General features: G+C 40.7%; 18 protein-coding genes and 1 riboswitch. Of the genes, 15 read left to right on the top strand and 3 right to left on the bottom strand.

Features of this window, described 5'->3' with window-relative positions; genetic code table 11:
• Nucleotides 1-119: 119 nt before the first annotated feature.
• The 4 genes from AAV98_RS17150 (at nucleotide 120) to AAV98_RS17135 (ending at nucleotide 5,559) form a co-directional block, all read left to right on the top strand.
• On the top strand, nucleotides 120-806 hold the full coding sequence (locus AAV98_RS17150) for a response regulator transcription factor (RefSeq protein WP_060666792.1): 687 nt from the start codon (nucleotides 120-122) through the stop codon (nucleotides 804-806).
• Nucleotide 807: 1 nt separating this feature from the next.
• Nucleotides 808-1,815 carry a sensor histidine kinase gene (locus AAV98_RS17145; RefSeq protein WP_060666756.1) on the top strand — a complete coding sequence of 336 codons (1,008 nt, stop codon included), beginning with the start codon at nucleotides 808-810 and terminating at the stop codon, nucleotides 1,813-1,815.
• A 472-nt stretch (nucleotides 1,816-2,287) separates the two neighbouring features.
• Nucleotides 2,288-2,971 carry an ABC transporter ATP-binding protein gene (locus AAV98_RS17140; protein ID WP_060666755.1) on the top strand — a complete coding sequence of 228 codons (684 nt, stop codon included), beginning with the start codon at nucleotides 2,288-2,290 and terminating at the stop codon, nucleotides 2,969-2,971.
• The gene (locus AAV98_RS17135; RefSeq protein WP_060666754.1) at nucleotides 2,968-5,559 is read left to right on the top strand and encodes an ABC transporter permease; all 2,592 of its coding nucleotides are present in this window, start codon (nucleotides 2,968-2,970) and stop codon (nucleotides 5,557-5,559) included. The genes AAV98_RS17140 and AAV98_RS17135 overlap by 4 nt, the downstream gene beginning before the upstream one ends.
• A gap of 189 nt (nucleotides 5,560-5,748) precedes the next feature.
• Here the strand turns inward: AAV98_RS17135 and AAV98_RS17130 are convergent, their stop codons facing one another.
• The gene (locus AAV98_RS17130) at nucleotides 5,749-6,597 is read right to left on the bottom strand and encodes an HAD-IIB family hydrolase (protein WP_060666753.1); all 849 of its coding nucleotides are present in this window, start codon (nucleotides 6,595-6,597) and stop codon (nucleotides 5,749-5,751) included.
• A gap of 79 nt (nucleotides 6,598-6,676) precedes the next feature.
• On the opposite strand from AAV98_RS17130, the gene AAV98_RS17125 reads away from it, so the two are divergent.
• The 7 genes from AAV98_RS17125 to AAV98_RS17095 all read left to right on the top strand — a co-directional run bounded on the left by AAV98_RS17125 (nucleotide 6,677) and on the right by AAV98_RS17095 (nucleotide 12,171).
• On the top strand, nucleotides 6,677-7,663 hold the full coding sequence (locus AAV98_RS17125) for a LacI family DNA-binding transcriptional regulator (RefSeq protein ID WP_060666752.1): 987 nt from the start codon (nucleotides 6,677-6,679) through the stop codon (nucleotides 7,661-7,663).
• Nucleotides 7,664-7,992: 329 nt separating this feature from the next.
• Complete coding sequence (locus AAV98_RS17120) at nucleotides 7,993-9,651, top strand: AAA family ATPase (RefSeq protein WP_060666751.1); 1,659 nt, start codon at nucleotides 7,993-7,995, stop codon at nucleotides 9,649-9,651.
• A gap of 14 nt (nucleotides 9,652-9,665) precedes the next feature.
• Entirely contained in the window at nucleotides 9,666-10,118 is a 453-nt protein-coding gene (locus AAV98_RS17115; protein ID WP_060666750.1) for a hypothetical protein, read from the top strand.
• 4 nt (nucleotides 10,119-10,122) lie between these two features.
• A complete protein-coding gene (locus AAV98_RS17110; protein ID WP_060666749.1) occupies nucleotides 10,123-10,332 on the top strand; it encodes a DUF2997 domain-containing protein in 210 nt (69 codons plus the stop codon).
• A 5-nt stretch (nucleotides 10,333-10,337) separates the two neighbouring features.
• Nucleotides 10,338-11,048, top strand: coding sequence for a ComEA family DNA-binding protein (locus AAV98_RS17105; RefSeq protein ID WP_060666748.1), 711 nt, complete (start codon nucleotides 10,338-10,340; stop codon nucleotides 11,046-11,048).
• Complete coding sequence (locus tag AAV98_RS17100; RefSeq protein ID WP_060666747.1) at nucleotides 11,048-11,650, top strand: 4Fe-4S single cluster domain-containing protein; 603 nt, start codon at nucleotides 11,048-11,050, stop codon at nucleotides 11,648-11,650. Before AAV98_RS17105 ends, AAV98_RS17100 begins: the two co-directional genes overlap by 1 nt.
• 152 nt (nucleotides 11,651-11,802) lie before the next feature.
• Nucleotides 11,803-12,171: a VOC family protein gene (locus AAV98_RS17095; protein ID WP_060666746.1), complete on the top strand. Its 369-nt coding sequence runs from the start codon at nucleotides 11,803-11,805 to the stop codon at nucleotides 12,169-12,171.
• A gap of 107 nt (nucleotides 12,172-12,278) precedes the next feature.
• Here AAV98_RS17095 and AAV98_RS17090 read toward each other — a convergent pair whose 3' ends face one another.
• Nucleotides 12,279-12,680: an anti-sigma regulatory factor gene (locus tag AAV98_RS17090; protein WP_060666745.1), complete on the bottom strand. Its 402-nt coding sequence runs from the start codon at nucleotides 12,678-12,680 to the stop codon at nucleotides 12,279-12,281.
• 140 nt (nucleotides 12,681-12,820) lie between these two features.
• A complete protein-coding gene (locus tag AAV98_RS17085) occupies nucleotides 12,821-13,513 on the bottom strand; it encodes a Na-translocating system protein MpsC family protein (RefSeq protein WP_060666744.1) in 693 nt (230 codons plus the stop codon).
• Between the two features lie 372 nt (nucleotides 13,514-13,885).
• Between AAV98_RS17085 and AAV98_RS17080 the strand changes: the two genes are divergently transcribed.
• From AAV98_RS17080 to guaA, 4 genes are all read left to right on the top strand, one after another.
• Nucleotides 13,886-14,839: an AAA family ATPase gene (locus tag AAV98_RS17080; protein ID WP_269433477.1), complete on the top strand. Its 954-nt coding sequence runs from the start codon at nucleotides 13,886-13,888 to the stop codon at nucleotides 14,837-14,839.
• Nucleotides 14,839-16,053, top strand: coding sequence for a DUF58 domain-containing protein (locus AAV98_RS17075; RefSeq protein WP_060666743.1), 1,215 nt, complete (start codon nucleotides 14,839-14,841; stop codon nucleotides 16,051-16,053). Before AAV98_RS17080 ends, AAV98_RS17075 begins: the two co-directional genes overlap by 1 nt.
• A 2-nt stretch (nucleotides 16,054-16,055) precedes the next feature.
• Nucleotides 16,056-18,275 (top strand): transglutaminase TgpA family protein, encoded by a 2,220-nt coding sequence (locus tag AAV98_RS17070; protein ID WP_060666742.1) that lies wholly within the window; start codon nucleotides 16,056-16,058, stop codon nucleotides 18,273-18,275.
• A 41-nt stretch (nucleotides 18,276-18,316) separates the two neighbouring features.
• Nucleotides 18,317-18,418, top strand: a riboswitch (purine riboswitch).
• Between the two features lie 199 nt (nucleotides 18,419-18,617).
• Nucleotides 18,618-20,138 (top strand): glutamine-hydrolyzing GMP synthase, encoded by a 1,521-nt coding sequence (gene guaA, locus AAV98_RS17065; protein ID WP_060666790.1) that lies wholly within the window; start codon nucleotides 18,618-18,620, stop codon nucleotides 20,136-20,138.
• The last annotated feature ends 43 nt before the right edge of the window (nucleotides 20,139-20,181 follow it).

Below are 20,181 nucleotides of genomic sequence, written 5' to 3'. Positions count from 1 at the left end.
TTTGTATTCACTTGCCATGCTTCGGGAGAATGGTAGTGCCTTGTGTAAATGACGTTTTTGACGCGAAGGAAGAGATAAAATATGATAAAAGAAAAGGCTTTTGGTTAGGGTGTTCAAAGATGAGAGTGTTATTGGTAGAGGACGATAGGACGATTGCTGCGGGTTTGGAGTATTCACTTCGACAGGAAGGATATGAGACCATTCTTTGTCATGATATCAAATCGGCAGAGGCGGCGATCGCTACTAGACTTGAAGAGATAGATCTATGTTTATTTGATTTGTCTTTACCTGATGGAAGCGGGTATGATCTTTGCCAACAGGTGAAAAAGCGTGAGGACAAGCCGGTGATTTTTCTTACCGCTTTTGATGATGAGGTCAATGTGGTGATGGGGCTTGATATGGGAGCGGACGATTATATTACGAAACCGTTCCGTGTCCGTGAGCTGCTTTCGCGTATTAAGTCGGTCTTACGACGATATCATAAGCAGCCGGAGCAAGCCAAAACCTACATAGAGATCGAGAATATCCGCATTAATACGTTGGAAGGAAAAGTATTCAAAAATGGGGAAGAGGTGCTGCTGACCGCATTGGAATACCGGCTGTTGATGATTTTCGCCAACCATATTGGGCAGGTGTTGACCAGAGCTCAGCTGCTTGACCGGATATGGGATGTGGCAGGTGACTTTGTCAATGACAACACACTCACCGTGTATATTAAGCGATTGCGGGAAAAGTTGGAGGACAACCCTCAAAGCCCTGTAATCATTCGTACCGTGCGTGGCATGGGCTATAAGGCAGGTCGCTGAGATGTGGAGAAACAGAGAAATCCAACTATACATAATCACCATGATCTTGATCTGCGCAGTAGTCAGCGTAACAGCAACCATATTTTTTACCATATCTTCCGTAATACTTGTTCTCATAACCACTGTGCTGCTTATTGGTTGTAGTTTGGTTTTCACGAGGTGGAGATATAAGGAAATTGAATCCCTCTCAGGGTACTTACGGCAGATCAGTAATGGCAATTATAAATTGGATGTCCGTGACAATCATGAGGGCGAACTGAGTATTTTAAAAAGTGATATTTATAAAGTTACCCTTATGCTTTCTGAGCAGCGCACCTTTTTGGAACAGGATAAAGTCAAATTAACGAATGCGATTTCCGATATTTCGCATCAATTGAAAACGCCGCTTACCTCCATGATGGTCATGGCTGATTTGCTCAGCGATCATAAACTGGATGAATTAAAGCGTGCTGAATTCACCCAAAATATCCGTGTGCAATTGGAAAGAATGGAGTGGCTTGTTTCTTCCCTTTTAAAATTATCCAAAATTGATGCCGGGACGGTCATCTTTAAAAAAGACAAAGTTTCCGTTCGCACGCTTATAGAAAGGGCTTTGCAGTCGGTGTTGATTCCAATGGATATTAAGGAGCAGACTTTATTGGTGCGAGGGGATGAGTCTGTCACGTTTACAGGAGACAAACATTGGACGGCAGAGGCGTTGATCAATATTTTAAAAAACTGTGTGGAACATACTTCAGTAGGAGGCAAGGTATCCATTTCGTTTTCAGAAAACCCCCTCTATACAGAAATTAAGGTAGAAGATAATGGGAATGGAATCCTAAAGGAAGATCTCCCTTATATCTTCAGGCGTTTTTATAAAGGGAAAAATGCTGGAGAAGATAGCGTGGGAATCGGGCTTGCCATGGCATACACCATCATCACAAGCCAGCAGGGGGATATTGAGGTTAGAAGTGAAATAGGAAAAGGAACCGAGTTTCATATCAAGTTCTATAACAAGGTTCGCACCTGACAGAAGGAGGCCACTGAAAAAGTCTTTATTTTAGTATTTTTATAAACACCGCTGTTGATTTCCGCAAATGGCTTCGCTTTTCTAGGGAAGGTGCTTGAGCCTCCTCGCTTCGCTGCGGGGTCTCAAGCTACCTTTATCCCCCTAAGGAGTCTTCGCCTTTTGCTCCAATCAACAGCTAGGAATCAATAAAAACTTTACGTTATCAGTTTTTCAGTGGCCTCCAACGCTTGAGGGGTCTCAAGCTACCGCTATCCCCCTCAGGAGTCTTCGCCTTTTGCTCCAATCAACAGCTAGGAATCATAAAAAACTTTACGTTATCAGTTTTTCAGTGGCTTCGACACAAGGGGATAGATTCGTCCTGTGGGACATGAATCTATCCCCTTAAGTGACTAAACTGTCACCATGGTAGTCACTTTATAGTCATCTTAGGCAGATATAGTTAAGATACATTTTACATATGGAGGCGAATGCGATGAGCATTTTACAAATAGAAAATCTGTCTAAGGTTTATGGTAAGGGAGATACGGCGGTCAAAGCATTGGATGATGTATCATTTTCAGTTAGAAAAGGAGAATTTGTCGCGATCATCGGTCCATCCGGATCTGGTAAATCCACGCTTCTTCATTTACTGGGTGGTGTGGACAGACCGTCAAGTGGCAAGGTGCTGGTAGATAACACGGATATTTATCAATTGAATGAAACACAGCTGGCAATTTTCAGACGCAGGCAAATCGGGTTAATCTATCAGTTTTATAATTTGATCCCGATTTTGACAGTAGAAGAGAATATGACACTGCCGTTACTATTGGATGAACACAAAGTGGATCAAAAGCAATTCAATAATATTGCATCCATCCTTGGATTGGACCATCGTTTGAATCACTTGCCTAATCAACTTTCTGGCGGACAACAGCAGCGTGTATCGATAGGAAGGGCGCTTATCAGTAATCCAGCGGTCATTCTGGCAGATGAGCCGACGGGTAACTTGGATAGCAAAAATAGCGGCGAAATCATGGAACTTTTGAAAATGTTCAATAAGACCTACAATCAGACCCTTATCGTCATTACCCATGATGAAAGGATTGCCCTGCAGGCTGACCGTGTCATTGAAATCAATGATGGAAAAGTTGCCAAGGACGAGGTGATCCGTCCATGAACATCATTAATAAACTGACATTAAGGCATCTGAAGAAAAATAAGAGAAGGACGTTGGTGACCATTATTGGCGTCATCATTTCTGTTGCGATGGTGATGGCTGTTGCGACGCTTGGAGTTTCCTTTCTCGATCTTTTGAAAAGGGAATCTATTGCAGACAACGGAGAGTGGCATGTTCAATATAAAAACGTCACCGGTGATCAAATAAAAGCGATCAAAGAAGATGGAAATACGGAAACATTGATTCTTTCCAGCGATATCGGTTATGCAATGTTGGAAGGGAATGAGGGAAGCAATAAGCCTTATCTCTTTTTTAAAGGATACAATCGAGAAGGTCTGGAGCAATTTCCCATTACATTAACGAGTGGACGTCTGCCTGAAGCGGCAAATGAAGTAGTCGTGTCTGATCATATTGCGAAAGACACAGGAATTAACTACAAAATCGGTGCTGTCATAAATGTTGAAATTGGAAATCGTATGATGGAAGGTGAACAGGAACCTTTGCTGCAGAACTATTCTGTTCAAAAAGGGGAAGAGGGTTATCTTGAAAACTTGGAACTCCATTCAACAGAAACGTTCACTGTTGTTGGAACAATGGAAAGGCCTTCTTGGGAAGAACCGTGGGCACCCGGATATACAGTGATTAACTATATCGATCAGGAAAATCTGAATTCAGCGGTAGATGTTGATGCCGTTGTGGTGGTAAAAGAGTTAAACCGCTCTATTTTTAAACAAGCGAAAGAACTGGCACAACAACATGATATTGGTGGGATAGGTTTCAATGAGGAACTGCTCCGATATTATGGAGTCTCCAATAACGATAATCTCCAAACGACCTTGTATTCTTTGGCAGGTATCATCATGGCTGTCATTGTGATTGGTTCTGTTTCTTTGATATATAATGCTTTTGCAATCAGCGTCTCGGAACGGGCAAGGCATTTGGGTATGCTTTCAAGTGTTGGGGCAACCAAGAAGCAAAAGCGTAATTCGGTCTTCTTTGAAGGTACCGTCATTGGGTTGATTAGTATCCCCATTGGAGTCTTAGCGGGACTTGGTGGGATAGCCATTACCTTTATGTTCATCAACACTTATATAGCGGATGCATTGGGAACAAGTGCAAAGCTCGAAGTAGTTGTCACGCTTGCTTCTGTTCTAGTTGCTTGCTTGATTTCAATCACCACCATATTCATTTCCACCTACATGCCCGCCCGTAAAGCATCCAAAGTTTCGGCCATTGATGCAATCCGCCAGACACAGGATATCAAGCTAACGGGTAAAGCGGTGAAGACATCCAAGCTGACCAGAAAATTATTCGGCTTGGAAGCGGAAATCGGACTGAAAAATGTAAAAAGGAATAAGAAAAGGTATTATGCCACATTGTTTTCACTTGTTATCAGTATCGTTCTCTTTTTATCCGTTTCGTTTTTTACAGATAATTTGAGCAAGTCGTTGGAATTGTCGCAGGAGGGCATCGACTTTGATATTTTAGTTTCAGATAGAAGCGGAGACATTTCCAGTTTGGAGTCGTTGGTACACCTAGAAGGTATCACGGAACATAGTCTCCATAAGTCTGTCCAGCTGACGAGTTTCATAGATAAAGAGATGTTTCCCCCATTATTAGTAGAACGTATAGAAAAGGACCATTGGGCTCTCCAAGACGGAAAATACCCCTATTACATCAATTTATATGGCTTAAGTGAAAGCAGCTTTCAAAAGTATGCAGATAGAGTCGGAACGGATGCTGCAACTTATCAGGACCCTAAAAACCCGAAGGCTATTATTATTGATACGATTTCCTATCAGGATTACGAAAATTCCCAAGCGTCTAAGTTTGTGGAAACGGAATCCATTCAAACAAAACCAGGTGATACGATAGAGCTACTATTAAGCGACTATGATACAAATGAAAACACAACTCTTTCAGAAGTGGAAATCGGTGCACTTACCGACAAACTCGTAATGGGAATCAAAACGGCAAGTCTTGGCGGTCTGGATGTCATTGTCCCCATGGAAACGTTCAATAGTATTCTTAATGAGGGTGGGGCAAATCAAGTCCAATCCTATCTGTATATGAATAGCAGTGATCCAATGGAGATGCAAGAAACGTTGGAGGAAGTCGTCCCTACTTCCATGTATATCCATAACGCGGTGCAAAGCAGAGAGCGTGATCAACAAATGATTATGTTCCTATCGGTATTCACCTATGGATTCATCGCCTTGATTTCCTTAATCTCTATCGCCAATATCTTTAATACCATTTCTACCGGTATCTCCTTGCGAAAAAGGGAATTTGCGATGCTAAAGTCTGTCGGAATGACCCCGAAAGGTTTTAACAAAATGATTCATTACGAAAGCATCTTTTATGGAGTCAATTCTCTCCTAATTGGATTGCCAATTAGTATAGGTGTTATGTATGTATTGCATCGCTCCGTCAATGTTACCTTTGAATATGGTTTTAGCCTGCCGTGGCTGGATATTCTGTTTGTGATAGCAGCTATTTTCATCATTGTCAGCTCGGCCATGCTATATTCCACCTCTAAAATTAGAAAAGAAAACATTATTGATGGGTTGAAACAAGAGAATATATAAGAATTTGATGAAGCGGTAAAATCAGCTTAGTATTAAAGGAGGTGTTGCACAAGGAGCAACACCTTGCTTATAAGTGGTTTTCCAATACCTATTGTAAAGAAGACCCTTACTAATGATATCCATTAATAAGGGCCTTTTTTATGACGTGCAGTGCTTTTCAGAGATTCCTTAAAGAGATTTGGCTAATACTTATTTTGATACCGTATCTTCTTTAAAGATTGTTTTGCATATCTCCATAACGCCTTCTCCGTATTCCTTGTTGGTAATGAAACGATGCAATTTTCTCGCTTCATCTGTGGCATTTTTTAAAAGATAACCGTGTTTAACTGCTTTTAACATATCAATATCATTACCGCTATCACCGAATGCTAGTGTCCGTTCGAACGGAACTTGATAATAATGTCTCATAAACTGTACGACAGCCTTCTTGCCTGTACCTTTAGGAATGAAGTCGATGTCATACGCATTTTCTGGATCGCCTGCTTTTGGGTTGCAACGATTGATATTCACTGAGATACCGCTGTTACATGCAAGTCGCTTTATAATGGCAAGGTGATATTCAACAATGGCATGGGATGTTTTATAATAATAATAATTCATTTTATACTCTTGTTGCCCTAACTGAGTTTGGGGATATAATTTAATTCCATATACATTTTTTAGCTCAATAAGTATATCTTCTACTAACTGATGCGAAAATCCAGAATGGGAAATATGATCATCCCACTGTGAAACGGGCTTTACGTTTCTTTTTTGGTCGATTTCCCATATTTCTGTTCCTAGATTACTAGAGATGAAGTGGGGGAAATAATGTAGATTTGCTTTTCTTACCTTATCTTGTACTTGTTGCAGACTACTTCCTGTAACCCAACCGACTTTGATACGGTAAGTCAGTGATACCCGGTTAAGATAAGCTTCTAATTCTTTTAACATAATTCGTTGTTCTTCGTTACATTCATGTGGAAAATAGGTTTCATCAAAATCTAAAAAAAGCAGAAAATCTGTTTCGTTTGTGAAAGTAAAAACACCTTGTGACATATGAAAGTAACCTCCTTAACTGCAATTAGCTTACTTTCTGGGAACGTTCCCATGTCAAGATAAAAGTGGAGATGATAAAATGCCAACCATTCTTGATATTGCACGTGTAAGTGGAGTGTCAAAATCCACCGTTTCTCGTGTTCTAAACAACCACCCACATGTTTCGGCTGAAAGTCGTCAAAAAGTAGAACAAGCAATCCAATCACTTTCTTATGTACGAAACAATCAAGCTGTGCATCTTCGGCTTCAAACGACAGAAACCATTGGCATCCTCGTTCCTGTTCTAGATCATCCTTATTTCAGCCAGCTTGTTAGTATCTTATCGAAAGCATGTCACAATCAAGGATATAGGACAGTAGTTTACCAAACTTTCTATTCGGAACAAACAGAGCGGGAAGTGTATGAGGGGCTTCTTCACAAAGAAATGGACGCCCTTGTTATAACGTACTCCTCCTTAACGGAATGTGAAATTAAAGAAAAAGTGGGAAGTAGTGCAGTGGTTATTTGTAACGAGAAGTTGGAAGGAACGTTATTTGATGTGATTTCGGTAGATGAAGAGGAGGCTCTATTTGTAGCTACGAGTCATTTATTAGGACAAGGCCGACGTAAACTCGTGTTTTGTTGTGATCACCAGACATCACCACTCCAACAAAAACGGTGGGAGGGATTTAAAAGAGCACATGAAGCATATCACCTACCTTCCACCAAATCTCAACTCTATGATCAAATCATATCCATTGAAAATGGAATACAACTGGGCGATAAGCTTTTTCAACATAAGGGAAGAGTGGACGGAATATTAGCTGGAAGTGACTTTGTAGCAGCTGGATTACTTCGGTCCGCTACTATTAATGGTATATCCATACCCCGTGATGCATCTATTATTGGATTTGATAATCATCCCATTTGTCTGACCACAACACCCCCTTTATCAAGTATTGCTTACTCTTTCGATGAACTAGTTACTGGAGTGATGGACTGTTTAGTTTTAAGACTACAGGGTGAGGCCTTGTCACCTGCCACAATTCAAATAAAGCCTAAACTTGTTATTAGAGGTACAGCTTGAAAATGGGAGCCGTAGAGAGCGAGACACATGCATTTAACATGTGTCTTTTTTTATAGGCGTTATATCAAAACTAAACTATGTTTATGTAGTAATTTTTAAACAAACGTTTGACCAATTGAATTCTAACTTCTATTATAGAGCGATTTAAAAGGACTTGGCATACATCGACTATTTCTGCAGACTATATCAAGATAGTGGTTGGTAGATAGGATTTGTAAGGAGATTTGTTGTTAATTATTACCTTTGTCTACTATTTTTCTCCAAAAGTCTGGTTTATAATTGAAACATTGATATATTCCTAGAATTTGTTAGTTAAGGAGAAACCTGCAATGTCTAAAACTTTTCTTGAAGAATTTGCGAACTACTGTAGAGCCAGATTTCCTTATATATATATTTCCACTTGGGAAGAAGAACGTGTTATCCATGATATACAGCAAGTAGCTGATGCCGTTGAACTTATTAAAACACCACGTAATGTATTTACTTGGAGTGTAACAAATGGGTTGACGTCCCGTTCTCGTTCCGAAACACAGGAAACCAAGAATCCAATTAAAGCATTAGAATTCATTGAAAAGTACCAAGAACCGTCGATTTTTATCATGAAGGATTTTCACGTTTACTTTGGAGGGAACAATCGCCAACCCGATCAAACTATCATTCGAAAAGTACGAGATTTACTTACTTATGTAGAGAAGAGTCCTTCACCGAAAAATGTCATTTTTGTATCTCCATCATTAGTAATTCCATATGAGCTGCAGAAAGACATTAGCATTTTAGATTACGGTCTTCCTTCCTTTGAAGAAATTAGAGAAGTATTGAACAAAATGATTCGTGCTAATCAGTCTAATACTCGCATCACCATTCATTTAACGTTGGAAGAACAAGAGAGATTAGCGAAAGCAGCCCTTGGATTAACCCTACAAGAAGCAGAGAATGCGTTTGCGTTAGCTTTAGTTAGTGAAGGTCGATTGGATATAGACAGTGTAGAAAGTGTGTTGAAAGAAAAGCAGCAGATTATTAAGAAAACTGGCATCTTAGAATATATTAAAAGCGAACCGAACATGGAGGATGTTGGTGGCCTTGAAAATATTAAACGCTGGTTGAAAAAACGTGACAAGTCCTGGTTGGATTCAGCCGAAGAGTATGGTTTACCTTCACCTAAGGGAGTTCTTCTGACTGGAGTGCCAGGCTGTGGGAAGAGTTTAATTGCTAAGTCCATTAGCTCAATGTGGCACCTTCCATTATTGAAGCTTGATATGGGGAGAATTTTTAGTGGAATTGTAGGTAGCAGTGAAGAAAATATGCGCAAAGCAATAGAAACAGCAGAAGCCATTTCTCCTTCGATACTTTGGATTGATGAAATGGAAAAAGGCTTAACAGGCGTTCACTCCAGTGGCGATAGTGGAACGGCTTCTCGTATTTTAAGTACAATCCTTACTTGGATGCAAGAGAAAACGAAACCGGTATTTGTTGTTGCTACTGCGAACCAGATTCAATATATCCCACCAGAACTATTAAGAAAGGGACGTTTTGATGAAATTTTCTTTGTGGATCTACCAACTAAGCGAGAACGAAAAGAAATTTTCCACATCCACCTTTCTAAAAGATTAAAAAGTCCTAAGGCATTAGGAGACTTCACGTTTAATGATGGTGTATTAGAGAAACTAGCAGATTTGACCGAGACCTTTATCGGTGCAGAAATAGAACAAGTGGTAATCTCTGCATTATTTGAAGCCTTTTCACAAAATCGTGGATTGGAATATCGAGACTTAGAGAAAGTTATCGAAACGACTGTTCCACTTTCCGTAACTCAATCCGAGCAGATAAGGGCCATTCGTGAATGGGCGGATATACGAGCAGTTGCAGCAACTCCAAAAGAATATCGGGAAGAATATAAAGATAATAAAACGTCAAATACAACTGATTTCCACGTGCCAAAAGACGAAGACATCCGAAGCAAACGTGGCGGTCGAACAGTTGACTTTTAAGGAGGTAGTGGAAGATGAGTATCGAAATCATCCTTATTCCTGTAGCAATTGCAGTTACCCAAGCTGTGGCATCCGAATTAGTACAACAAACCTCTAGAAGTATCTATATACTCCCGACTATTATGAAGGATTCGGTATTATTGCAACAAGCTTTAGACAATTATGGATGTCAAACAACATCAATAGATTATGATCATTTATCTTATAAAATCGGTGACATCCAAATTATCTTCCAATATAGTGAAAATCAAACATTTGAAGCTGTATTTAAAAAAGATATACCAAGAGAAGCTGCCGAAGAATTTGTGGAGCGTTTGCACGAAGAGTATACCAGTCTTGTTCAACAAAAAACGTATAAAATGTTGGTGGAGAGAGCGAAAGAAAAGGGATTAATCCTGGAAACAGAGCACGTAAACAAACAGAACTCGATTGTGTTAAGTTTCCAGGTGGCAAGTTCGGGGGAATAGTGGCATGCCGAAAAAAATAATTATTGAAATTACACAAGACGGGAAGATTTTAGCAGAAACTCTCGGAGTAAAAGGGAAAGAATGTCTTACTTATATAACGTTATTAGAAGAACTGTTAGAAGCTGAAACCATCGACTCTTCTTATACCGAAGAATTTCATGAAACGGAAGTCCACATCACGCAAGAAACAAAACTAAACTTGAAAGAGAGGTAACCACTTTGGCTCGTCAGATTACTTCAAAAGGGAAGGTTTGGGAATATACCCATTCCATATGGATGCTATGGGCTTTTTTGACAGTTGGTATCTTTAACTACATTTCCTTTTTTTATATTTCTTACCGAACGAAACAGTGGAAATGGACGATTTGGGGGATTGTTTATACTTTACCTTTTACGTTAATGATGATTTTTGTAGATTCAAAGAATGAAGCATTGGCAACCTTTGTGTCATTTTTATATTTTGTAAGTTGGATTATTTCTGTGGTGCACGTGATTAAAATCAGAACAGAGTACCTTTTGCGCATAGAAGCATTGGAATCTATGGAAGTATTAATGCGAGATACCATGAAGAAGCAAATAAATAAAGAATACAACATTCCTGAGCGTCCAAGTAAACCCAATCCAGTTTCAGGCGATGCAGAAAAGTTCTTTAAGGGAGTGAACGAACAGAAGATTCTTTTAGACCCAGTAGATATTAACCTTGCAACAGAACAAGAGCTTTCTGCGCAACCTGCTATCGGATTGATTCTGGCTAAAAAAATTGTTGCGGTTCGCAACGAATCAGGAGCCTTTTCCTCTTTGGAAGATTTCGGACTTCGTTTATCTTTAAAGCCACATATACTAGAGAAAATGAGTTCACATATTTATATAAGTTCGATCAAAAAAGAGGAGCCTCTTCATCCAAATTCAGGGAGAGTAGTAGATTTCTAATGGAACTTAGAATACATCGCTTTTTAGAGAGTACAAAAGCTGAAGGACCTGGATTACGAGCTTGCTTATGGGTCCAAGGGTGTTCTATCCACTGTAAAGGTTGTGGAGTACCTTGGACATGGTCAACTCAAGCTGGAAAAGTAGTAGAAATACAAAAGATTTATGAGCAGATAATGAAAAGTAAAGAAGAACATGGAATTGAAGGTGTTACCTTCTTAGGAGGAGAACCTTTTGATCAATCTGATGGCCTTTCCCTTTTAGGAGGGAAGTTAAAAGAGGAGGGGCTTTCTATTATGACTTTTAGTGGTTATACCTATGAGCTCTTAACTACTTCAAACCGGGAAGATTGGAAGTCCCTCTTAGAGGTAACCGATTTGCTGATTGATGGACCTTTCATACAAGAACAATTAGATTTAAGTCGTCCATGGGTAGGGTCTGCTAATCAACAGTATCGATTTTTAACTAATCGATATGCACACCTGCAAGATCGCCTTTATGACATTCCCAATCGTTTAGAGATCAGATTAGAAAAAAATGGGACGGTTGCAGTAAATGGAATGGTTACCCAAAACACATTGAGGGATTTGTTAGAGGGATTGTAGGATAATGTCCATTTTGCAGTTGGTCATTTATGTTGCGAAAGAATTTTTGAAATAAGCAAAACTTATGGTAAACCATTATATAACCGTCATTTCTATTATCATTCTCCTTGAGTAAGATGGAAGTATATTCTAGCTACTCAGGAGGTTTTTTTATGTCATTTGCAATCAATAAAATCGATCATGTCCAGCTCGCCATGCCAAAGGGGCTCGAGGAGAAAGCACGCAAGTTTTATGGTGATATATTAGGATTTGAAGAAGTGGACAAGCCGGAGTCCCTGAGAAAAAATGGTGGGGTGTGGTTTACGAGAGGGACTGTTCACCTTCATTTAGGAGTGGAAGAGCCTTTTATTCCTGCTAAAAAAGCACATCCGGCTTTTGAGGTTTACCAACTAGAAGAATTTAAAAGTTATTTGAGCTCACAGGGGGTGGAATACGCGGTGGATGAGAATTTACCCGGGGCCAATAGAATTTATGTAAGGGATCTATTTGGTAACAGGTTAGAGTTTTTGGAGTGGGTTTGAGTTCTATTTACAAAACAATTTACCACAATCCACTTATTCCTATATTAACTTGTGGACATTGTGTTAGGAGAAGTGTGGTGGGCCGGGGAACCTGTCCCCGCAGCCCTCTACCCTCGCAACCACTTTACCACTTCTATCCTGGTCCCGTGCTCCATCACGGAATCTATTAAAAATTCATCCATCATTCTTTTTACTCCAGGTAAGCCGGCGCCTAGGCTGGCGGAGGTGGAGTAGCCGTCTTCCATGGCTTTGCCGATGCTGATTATTCCGGGTCCATTATCTATTACGATGACGCTTAATCCGGGGGTGTACTTATATATCACTTCGATGGATACGGTGCCGCATCCGGCGTACTTAACCACATTTCGTGCGAGTTCTGAGATGGCGGTGGTGATACGTACTTGATCAATATAGTTAAAGCCCATACTGGTCGCTATTTCTCGTCCAAACTTTCTTACTGATATGATATCTTTGTCGTCTTTGATCGTGAATTGGTGTTTAATTTCCATCCTTGCGTCCCTCCTGGGGTAAAGCAATTTTCCATAAGCGGAGAGGTATGCTATTAACAAAAAAAGCCAAAGAGAGGGCAGGGGTTTACTGCCTTCTCTTTGGCTTATGTCTAGTTCCATGCCTAGATCATTACTGCCGATTATGTTTTTTGCGGTGCTAAGATGAACACGATGATGCTTTTATCTAAGGCAAAGTCCCAGTTGACAAATATTTCTGTTATATCCTTTTGCAACAGCTGTTGGAAGGATGTTTTTGCTTGAAAAAGTAGCTTTTTTTCCAATTTACGTTTTGCAAGAGTCAATGCTTCTTCAAACCCTAGTTCAATAAGCTGTTCCTCTATTTGAACGAGGATGCCTTCCCGAATGACAATGAGTGTACGGTCGTTCAACATATGGGAATATGTAACGTCTGGATGTTTCTCTGCTTCGGCGCTGATCTTGGTAATGATGGTTTCCACTTCATGTCGATTTGGATAGTTGTATTCAAAAAACTTCTCTGCTTTTTCCTCGACTCCGACTAAAAGGCCAGATCCGTTCGCGAAAGTCCAATCATAATAAAACTCTTTTATCGGTAATCCCGTCACGGAATGAATCATCTCTTTTATTTTCTGGTTTAATTTACGCATCATTTTATCTCGAATTTCTTCTACCGTCATCGTGTGATTGTCTTCTAGCAGCATATTTTCAATAGGAGATAGAAAATGGCGTAAATAGATGATGACATAGGGTGATGCGATGGTTACAAAAACAGCCTCGGGTCCTTTTCCGAAGTGTTTCCTGAGTAACCTTCCTATTTCACTCGATAGTTCGGATTGCTGCACTTTCACTTCCATTGTCTCATCCCTTTAAGAACAAGGAGTACGGCCCTGTGCTCTGTGAAGATTTTAAGGGATGCATGATGAATAAAGTTTAACCCTTTTGATATAGGGGTAAATGTTTAAGTTGGTTACACCCTCTTATATTTATAAAATTCTACACGGAATCCGAAATTCCTTCTTTATGATTCGATATTCTTTGCTACTTTTTCCCTGAGCGCGTTTAGTACCATTCGTTCTCCTTTTTTTGTTATTCTATAAATAGGGAAAATTGAAACTATTTACATGGGTAATAAAGGTTTTTTCTGACAAAAAAGCGAATATAGTGTAGGTTAGGTATCAAATTGTTGTCGATTTATATATAAATATAGAATCTAGGGGGTACGGATTTTGGAAACTACACCATTACAAGTGAGACGAATATTGGACAATATTGGAAATGTTATGATTGGGAAAGAACATGTAGCAGAATTAAGTATCGTTGCCTTGCTTGCGGGAGGACATGTGCTGCTTGAAGATGTACCTGGAGTTGGGAAAACGTTAATGGTGCGGTCTCTTGCCAAATCAGTCGGGGCAAACTTCAAACGTATCCAGTTCACACCTGACCTTTTGCCTTCCGATGTAACAGGAAGCTCCATATATAACCCAAAAGAATTAAAGTTCGAGTTCAGACCTGGCCCGATTATGGGGAATATTGTCTTAGCGGATGAAATCAACCGAACTTCTCCCAAAACACAAGCGGCTCTGTTAGAGGGAATGGAAGAGGGAAGTGTCACGGTGGATGGAAACACTCTTTCATTAGGAAGCCCGTTTTTCGTTATGGCGACACAGAACCCGATTGAATATGAAGGTACGTATCCATTGCCTGAAGCGCAACTTGACCGCTTTTTATTCAAAATGAATATGGGCTATCCTTCTCCACAGGAAGAAGTGAATATTTTACATACAACGGAAAAGAAACAACCAATCAATGAATTGCAGCCGGTTATAACATTGGAAGAACTTCAGGAAATGCAGAAGAGGGTAAAAGAAGTGCATGTAGATGTGACAGTAAAAGAATACATCGTTGACTTGGTCAATCGTACCCGTACTCATCAGTCCGTCTATTTAGGTGCAAGTCCCCGTGGTTCGGTGGCATTGATGAAAGCGGCACAAGCGTATGCTTTTATTCATGGCAGAGATTTCGTGCTTCCGGATGACATTCAATATTTAGCACCTTATGTGTTGCCGCATCGAATTATCCTGAAATCCGAGGCGAAGTTTGAGGGGATGACAGCAGAGCAAGTGGTGAAGAAGGTAATTGATCGTACGCCAATTCCTGTTCAAAGGTCGATGAGCAGATAATGAAGGCGTTTCTTCAGAAATCTAAAAAAATCTGGAAATTGGTTTCTTTTCTGCTGTTGGTCGTCACCACCTTTGTTTATGCTATGTTTCAAGGCGGGTTTGTCAGCTGGTTTTTGTTCGTGAGCTTTCTGCCGTTTGCCTTTTATGCTTTTACTATTCTAGTTTATCCGATTAAAGATTTTGAAGTCTCAAGAACGATCAATCAGGAAAAATACCGTGCTGGAGATAGGTTAATAGGGACCATAACGCTTAGAAGAACGGTACCTGTTCCGCTTGCGTTCCTTTTAGTAGAAGAAGTTCTTCCAAATGACCTATTATTTTGTCAGCAAACAAAGCAGGCAAAGCGGATTCTTTTTCCGTGGTTTAAAAGCAACATCACGATTCAATATGCGTTAGACCGAGTTCCCCGCGGGGAGCATACATTGACTGGTATTCGTTTAGTCACAGGTGATTTCCTTGGCTTGATTGAAAAAGAGAGAACCATCGAATTGAATCAGCACTTTTTGGTGTATCCAAGCTATACAGAAATGACGTATAGGCAACACGAAAATAAGTTTGATCAAGGGTCCACATCCTCCAAAATGAAAATGGTTCGTGATACATCTATGACAGTTGGTGTCAGAGAATATCAACCTGGAGACAGGTTTTCATGGATTGATTGGAAAGCGACCGCGCGCCGTAACGATATTATGACAAAGGAATTTGAACAGCAGCAGTCACATGATGTTTTGTTGTTTATTGACCGTTCCCAAAGCGCCTCGTTTGAAAGTGCGGTCAGCTACAGTGCTGCCATGACCAAAGCTATCCTCAAGTATGGATCACAAGTTGGCCTTGTGTCGGTTGGGGAAGATCGTTCGGTGTACTCGTTGCGAAGCGGGGAAGAACAGTTTGCAGGCATTTATTATCACCTTGCTAAAATCCAACCAAACAGCAAAAGGGATTTTTCCAAAGTGATTGAAATGGAAATCGGCAAATTCCAGCCAACCGTTACGTTTATTTTTATTACAGGCAAACTTAACAGGGGGATGGTAGAAAGTCTTGAGAAACTCTCTACTAGACACCTCCATCTAGAAGTTCATCTGACAAAAGATGAGGGAGTTCGATTGACGAAAGAAGAACTTTCCTATATGGATCTATTGAAGCGGAGAAATATTATAATTAAGACTGTTTATCCGACTAAACCGAAAAGTCCCATTATAAGTGAGGTGAGTTAGTGATGGCAAAATCTAACCCCTATCAACGAAACGGGTATGCCTTGCTCATGCATGTATTCGGATTTGTATTATTACTAGAATGGATCCTTCCATTAAGGGATGTAACAGATACGGCGAACTTATATGTGTTCGTTGTGTTCCTTCTAATCTCTTTTTCGCTTTCCTTTTTGCAAATACTCCCACTCCTAAGCTTTTTCGTTCATGTCGGGTTTATGTTTTATTTTATTCATATCCTCTATATGGATGGCAGGTTTCTGAGTAAGGACTGGTTTGCGTACATTGTGAATGATTTGAAATATAATGTGAATATTATATGGGCACAAGATTGGGTTGCGATGACAGGGATGTTTAGGAGTATCTTGCTGTTTATCCTGCTTTGGCTTGTAAGCTATCTGGTAATCTACTGGATCTTGTACCGAAAACAAATGTTGTTATTTGTTATATTTACCATCGCCTACGTTGCCATTCTAGATACCTTCACACCGTATCAGGGGAATGAAGCGATTATGCGGTTGATTGTGGTTGGACTATCCATTGTTGGGTTTGTCCATTTAGAGAGATTGAAAGAACGGGAAGGGGTATATAGAAGTGGCAAGCTCTTGATTGGATGGGGAGTACCGCTGATTATCTTTATTCTTCTTTCTGCCACAGCCGGTTACTTCTCGCCGAAAGCAGCGCCTATTTGGCCAGATCCTGTGCCGTTTTTGAAAGCTATTGGGAATGGAGATGGCTCTGGAACAGGTGGCGGTGTTCGCAAAATCGGCTATGGGGAAAATGATTCCCGCCTCGGGGGCCCGTTTGTTCCGGATGATAGCGTCGTTTTCCAAGCAGAACTGACGCGCACTCACTATTGGCGAGTGGAAACAAAAGACATCTATACAGGAAAAGGCTGGGATTCGACAGATGGAGAACGAGCCGAATTGTATAGAGGACGAAATGATCAGGTTTCTTGGATGAGTAATGAGGTTCCGACGGATGCGTATTCTGCAACATTGACGATGGAGAAAACCTATCCCCATATCAACTATCCACTTGGCTTAACAGATATTCAAGTCGAAGAAGAGGGGATTAATTTTAGCATAAACGATAGTACAGAAAAAATTCGCACGATGGATGAAGATGGAGACCCAATTCAATTAGAAGAATACCGGGTAAATTACCATTTTCCTAGGTATTATATAGAAGCTTTAAAAGGAGCGCAGCCTGGAACAGGAGAAGAAAGCAACGAAGAGTTTGTGGAACGTTACACGCAGTTGCCTGATAGTTTGCCAGACAGGGTGGTCGGACTTGCAGAAGAAATAACGGGGTCGTTCTCTTCGCGCTTTGATAAGGTCAATGCGGTGGAAAGGTATTTCCGTAACAACGACTTTGTATACGAAACGACAGAAGTTGCTGTTCCAACAGGGGATGAGGACTATGTGGATCAATTTCTGTTTGAAACGATGCAAGGCTATTGCGATAACTTCTCGACATCCATGGTCGCCTTGTTGCGTGCTGTCGACATACCCGCAAGATGGGTGAAGGGGTATACACAAGGTGAGTTTGTCGATGTAACAGATACTAACACCAGGCTTTTTGAAGTAACAAACAACAACGCCCACTCTTGGGTGGAAGTCTACTATCCGGAAGTAGGCTGGGTAACCTATGAACCGACAAGTGGATTCTCTAACCCGTATAGCTTTGTGTATCAATCTGTAGAAGAAAATACAGGGGAAACAACAGAGGAAGATACCATCGAACAACCGGAACAACCAGAAACAGATCGTAATAATATTCCCGAGTTGGATCCCGGAGAAGATGAAGAGGCTGCAGGGGCATCCGGTTCTAAGGATGGAACGTGGAATCTTACAGATATCTCTTGGAAGCCGGTAGCACTTTTTGTGGCATCGTTAGTTGCTGCGGGTGCCGTGTTGTTTTTTGGCCGAAATAAATGGATGCCTTATTACTATATACTGCGCTATAAAGGGAAAAAGGATGAGGGTACTTTTAATAAAGCGTATCCTGCTTTGTTAAGACAGTTGCATTCCATCGGTCTCACGCGCAAAGAAGGTCAAACCCTTCGTGAGTATGCCAAGTATATTGATGACTATTACAGTACTGGAGATATGCAATCGCTCACTGCTCGTTATGAACGTGTCCTTTACCGCGGCGATTCCTCTGAGCAAGAATGGGAGAAATCGGTGGAATTATGGGAAAATTTAATTAAAAAGACATCATCTTGACCTAGTAGAAACACACTGATAGAATAAGGTCAAATTAATACAACTATAAATTTTAGTGGCTTCATATATCCTCGATAATATGGTTCGAGAGTCTCTACCGGGTTGCCGTCAACTACCCGACTATGAAGGCAGTTCTATTCCTGGTAGGGCGAATTATATCCATATATAAGTTCCCCTCTAGCAAACTAGAATTCTGCCTTCTTATGTAAATATGAGGGGAAGATTCTAGTTTTTTTGTGTTTTAAAGCATATCTTACCTATTTCAGGTCAAAATAAACGAAAAGATATGCTCCGAAAAATATTAAACTTATGAGGTGAATTCGGGTGGAAGGTATCCAAGAAATGGTCGTCGTCCTTGACTTCGGCAGTCAATATAACCAACTAATCACACGTCGTATCCGTGAGTTCGGTGTCTACAGCGAACTACATCCACATACGATTACAGCAGAAGAAATCAAAAAAATGAACCCAAAAGGAATCATCCTTTCTGGCGGACCAAACAGTGTCTATGGTGAAAACTCCTTCCGTTGTGACGAAGAAATCTTTGAACTTGGAATTCCTGTTCTAGGCATTTGCTACGGAATGCAGTTGATGACGATGCACTTTGGCGGAGTAGTAGAAAAAGCTAGTCACCGTGAATACGGAAAAGCACTTGCAACAGTTTCTAACCAATCCGCATTGTACCAAGACATTCCTGAACAGCAAGTGGTTTGGATGAGTCATGGTGACCTAGTTGTTAAAGAACCGGAAGACTTCGCTGTTGACCTTACTAGCCCGGCATGTCCAATTGCGGGAATCAGTAATGAAGACAAGAAAATGTACGGTGTTCAATTCCATCCAGAGGTACGTCACTCTGTATATGGAAACGATCTTTTAAGAAACTTCGTGTACAACGTTTGTGGTTGCACAGACAGCTGGACAATCGAGAACTTCCTTGAAATTGAAATGCAAAAAATCCGTGACGTTGTCGGCGACAAAAAAGTTCTTTGCGCACTAAGTGGCGGAGTAGACTCTTCGGTCGTAGCTGTGCTGATTCACAAAGCAATTGGTGACCAATTGACTTGTATTTTCGTAGACCACGGATTATTACGTAAAAACGAAGCGGAAGCTGTAATGAAGACGTTTAGTCAAGGCTTTAACATGAATGTTATTAAAGTAGATGCAAAAGACCGCTTCCTTAATAAGCTAAAAGGTGTTTCTGACCCTGAGCAAAAACGTAAAATCATTGGAAATGAATTTATCTATGTATTTGATGACGAAGCTTCTAAATTAGAGGGCATCGACTATCTTGCACAAGGTACGCTTTATACAGATATCATCGAGAGTGGTACGGCAACTGCACAAACGATCAAATCTCACCACAATGTGGGCGGACTTCCTGAAGACATGCAGTTCCAACTAATTGAACCGTTAAACACATTGTTCAAAGATGAGGTTCGTGCATTAGGAACAGAACTAGGCATTCCAGATGAAATCGTTTGGCGTCAGCCATTCCCAGGTCCGGGTCTTGGAATCCGTGTTCTTGGTGAAATTTCTGATGAGAAACTAGAAATTGTTCGTGAATCTGATCATATCCTTCGTGAAGAAATCAAAAAAGCGGGCCTTGACCGTGACATCTGGCAATACTTCACCGTACTTCCAGACATCCGCAGTGTCGGAGTAATGGGAGACCAACGTACGTACGATTACACAATCGGTATCCGTGCCGTAACATCCATCGATGGAATGACGTCCGACTGGGCGCGTATCCCTTGGGATGTGCTAGAAGTAATCTCCACACGTATTGTTAACGAAGTAGATCACATCAACCGCGTTGTGTATGACATAACAAGTAAGCCACCTGCAACGATTGAGTGGGAATAATGATTGAAAAAGCCGATCAGGATCACCTGGTCGGCTTTTGTTT

The sequence above is a fragment of the Bacillus sp. CHD6a genome, assembly GCF_001293645.1.
GTDB lineage: Bacteria > Bacillota > Bacilli > Bacillales > Bacillaceae_I > Sutcliffiella_A.
The sequence above is the reverse complement of the archived record's forward strand: the minus strand, read 5'-3'. Positions and strand labels throughout refer to the sequence as shown.

Excerpts from the sequence above, each read along its gene's own strand:
- AAV98_RS17150 (WP_060666792.1), top strand. The coding sequence starts at position 120 with ATGAGAGTGTTATTGGTAGAGGACGATAGGACGATTGCTGCGGGTTTG.
- AAV98_RS17145 (WP_060666756.1), top strand. The coding sequence starts at position 808 with ATGTGGAGAAACAGAGAAATCCAACTATACATAATCACCATGATCTTG.
- AAV98_RS17140 (WP_060666755.1), top strand. The coding sequence starts at position 2,288 with ATGAGCATTTTACAAATAGAAAATCTGTCTAAGGTTTATGGTAAGGGA.
- AAV98_RS17135 (WP_060666754.1), top strand. The coding sequence starts at position 2,968 with ATGAACATCATTAATAAACTGACATTAAGGCATCTGAAGAAAAATAAG.
- AAV98_RS17130 (WP_060666753.1), bottom strand. The coding sequence starts at position 6,597 with ATGTCACAAGGTGTTTTTACTTTCACAAACGAAACAGATTTTCTGCTT.
- AAV98_RS17125 (WP_060666752.1), top strand. The coding sequence starts at position 6,677 with ATGCCAACCATTCTTGATATTGCACGTGTAAGTGGAGTGTCAAAATCC.
- AAV98_RS17120 (WP_060666751.1), top strand. The coding sequence starts at position 7,993 with ATGTCTAAAACTTTTCTTGAAGAATTTGCGAACTACTGTAGAGCCAGA.
- AAV98_RS17115 (WP_060666750.1), top strand. The coding sequence starts at position 9,666 with ATGAGTATCGAAATCATCCTTATTCCTGTAGCAATTGCAGTTACCCAA.
- AAV98_RS17110 (WP_060666749.1), top strand. The coding sequence starts at position 10,123 with ATGCCGAAAAAAATAATTATTGAAATTACACAAGACGGGAAGATTTTA.
- AAV98_RS17100 (WP_060666747.1), top strand. The coding sequence starts at position 11,048 with ATGGAACTTAGAATACATCGCTTTTTAGAGAGTACAAAAGCTGAAGGA.
- AAV98_RS17095 (WP_060666746.1), top strand. The coding sequence starts at position 11,803 with ATGTCATTTGCAATCAATAAAATCGATCATGTCCAGCTCGCCATGCCA.
- AAV98_RS17090 (WP_060666745.1), bottom strand. The coding sequence starts at position 12,680 with ATGGAAATTAAACACCAATTCACGATCAAAGACGACAAAGATATCATA.
- AAV98_RS17085 (WP_060666744.1), bottom strand. The coding sequence starts at position 13,513 with ATGGAAGTGAAAGTGCAGCAATCCGAACTATCGAGTGAAATAGGAAGG.
- AAV98_RS17075 (WP_060666743.1), top strand. The coding sequence starts at position 14,839 with ATGAAGGCGTTTCTTCAGAAATCTAAAAAAATCTGGAAATTGGTTTCT.
- AAV98_RS17070 (WP_060666742.1), top strand. The coding sequence starts at position 16,056 with ATGGCAAAATCTAACCCCTATCAACGAAACGGGTATGCCTTGCTCATG.
- guaA (WP_060666790.1), top strand. The coding sequence starts at position 18,618 with ATGGTCGTCGTCCTTGACTTCGGCAGTCAATATAACCAACTAATCACA.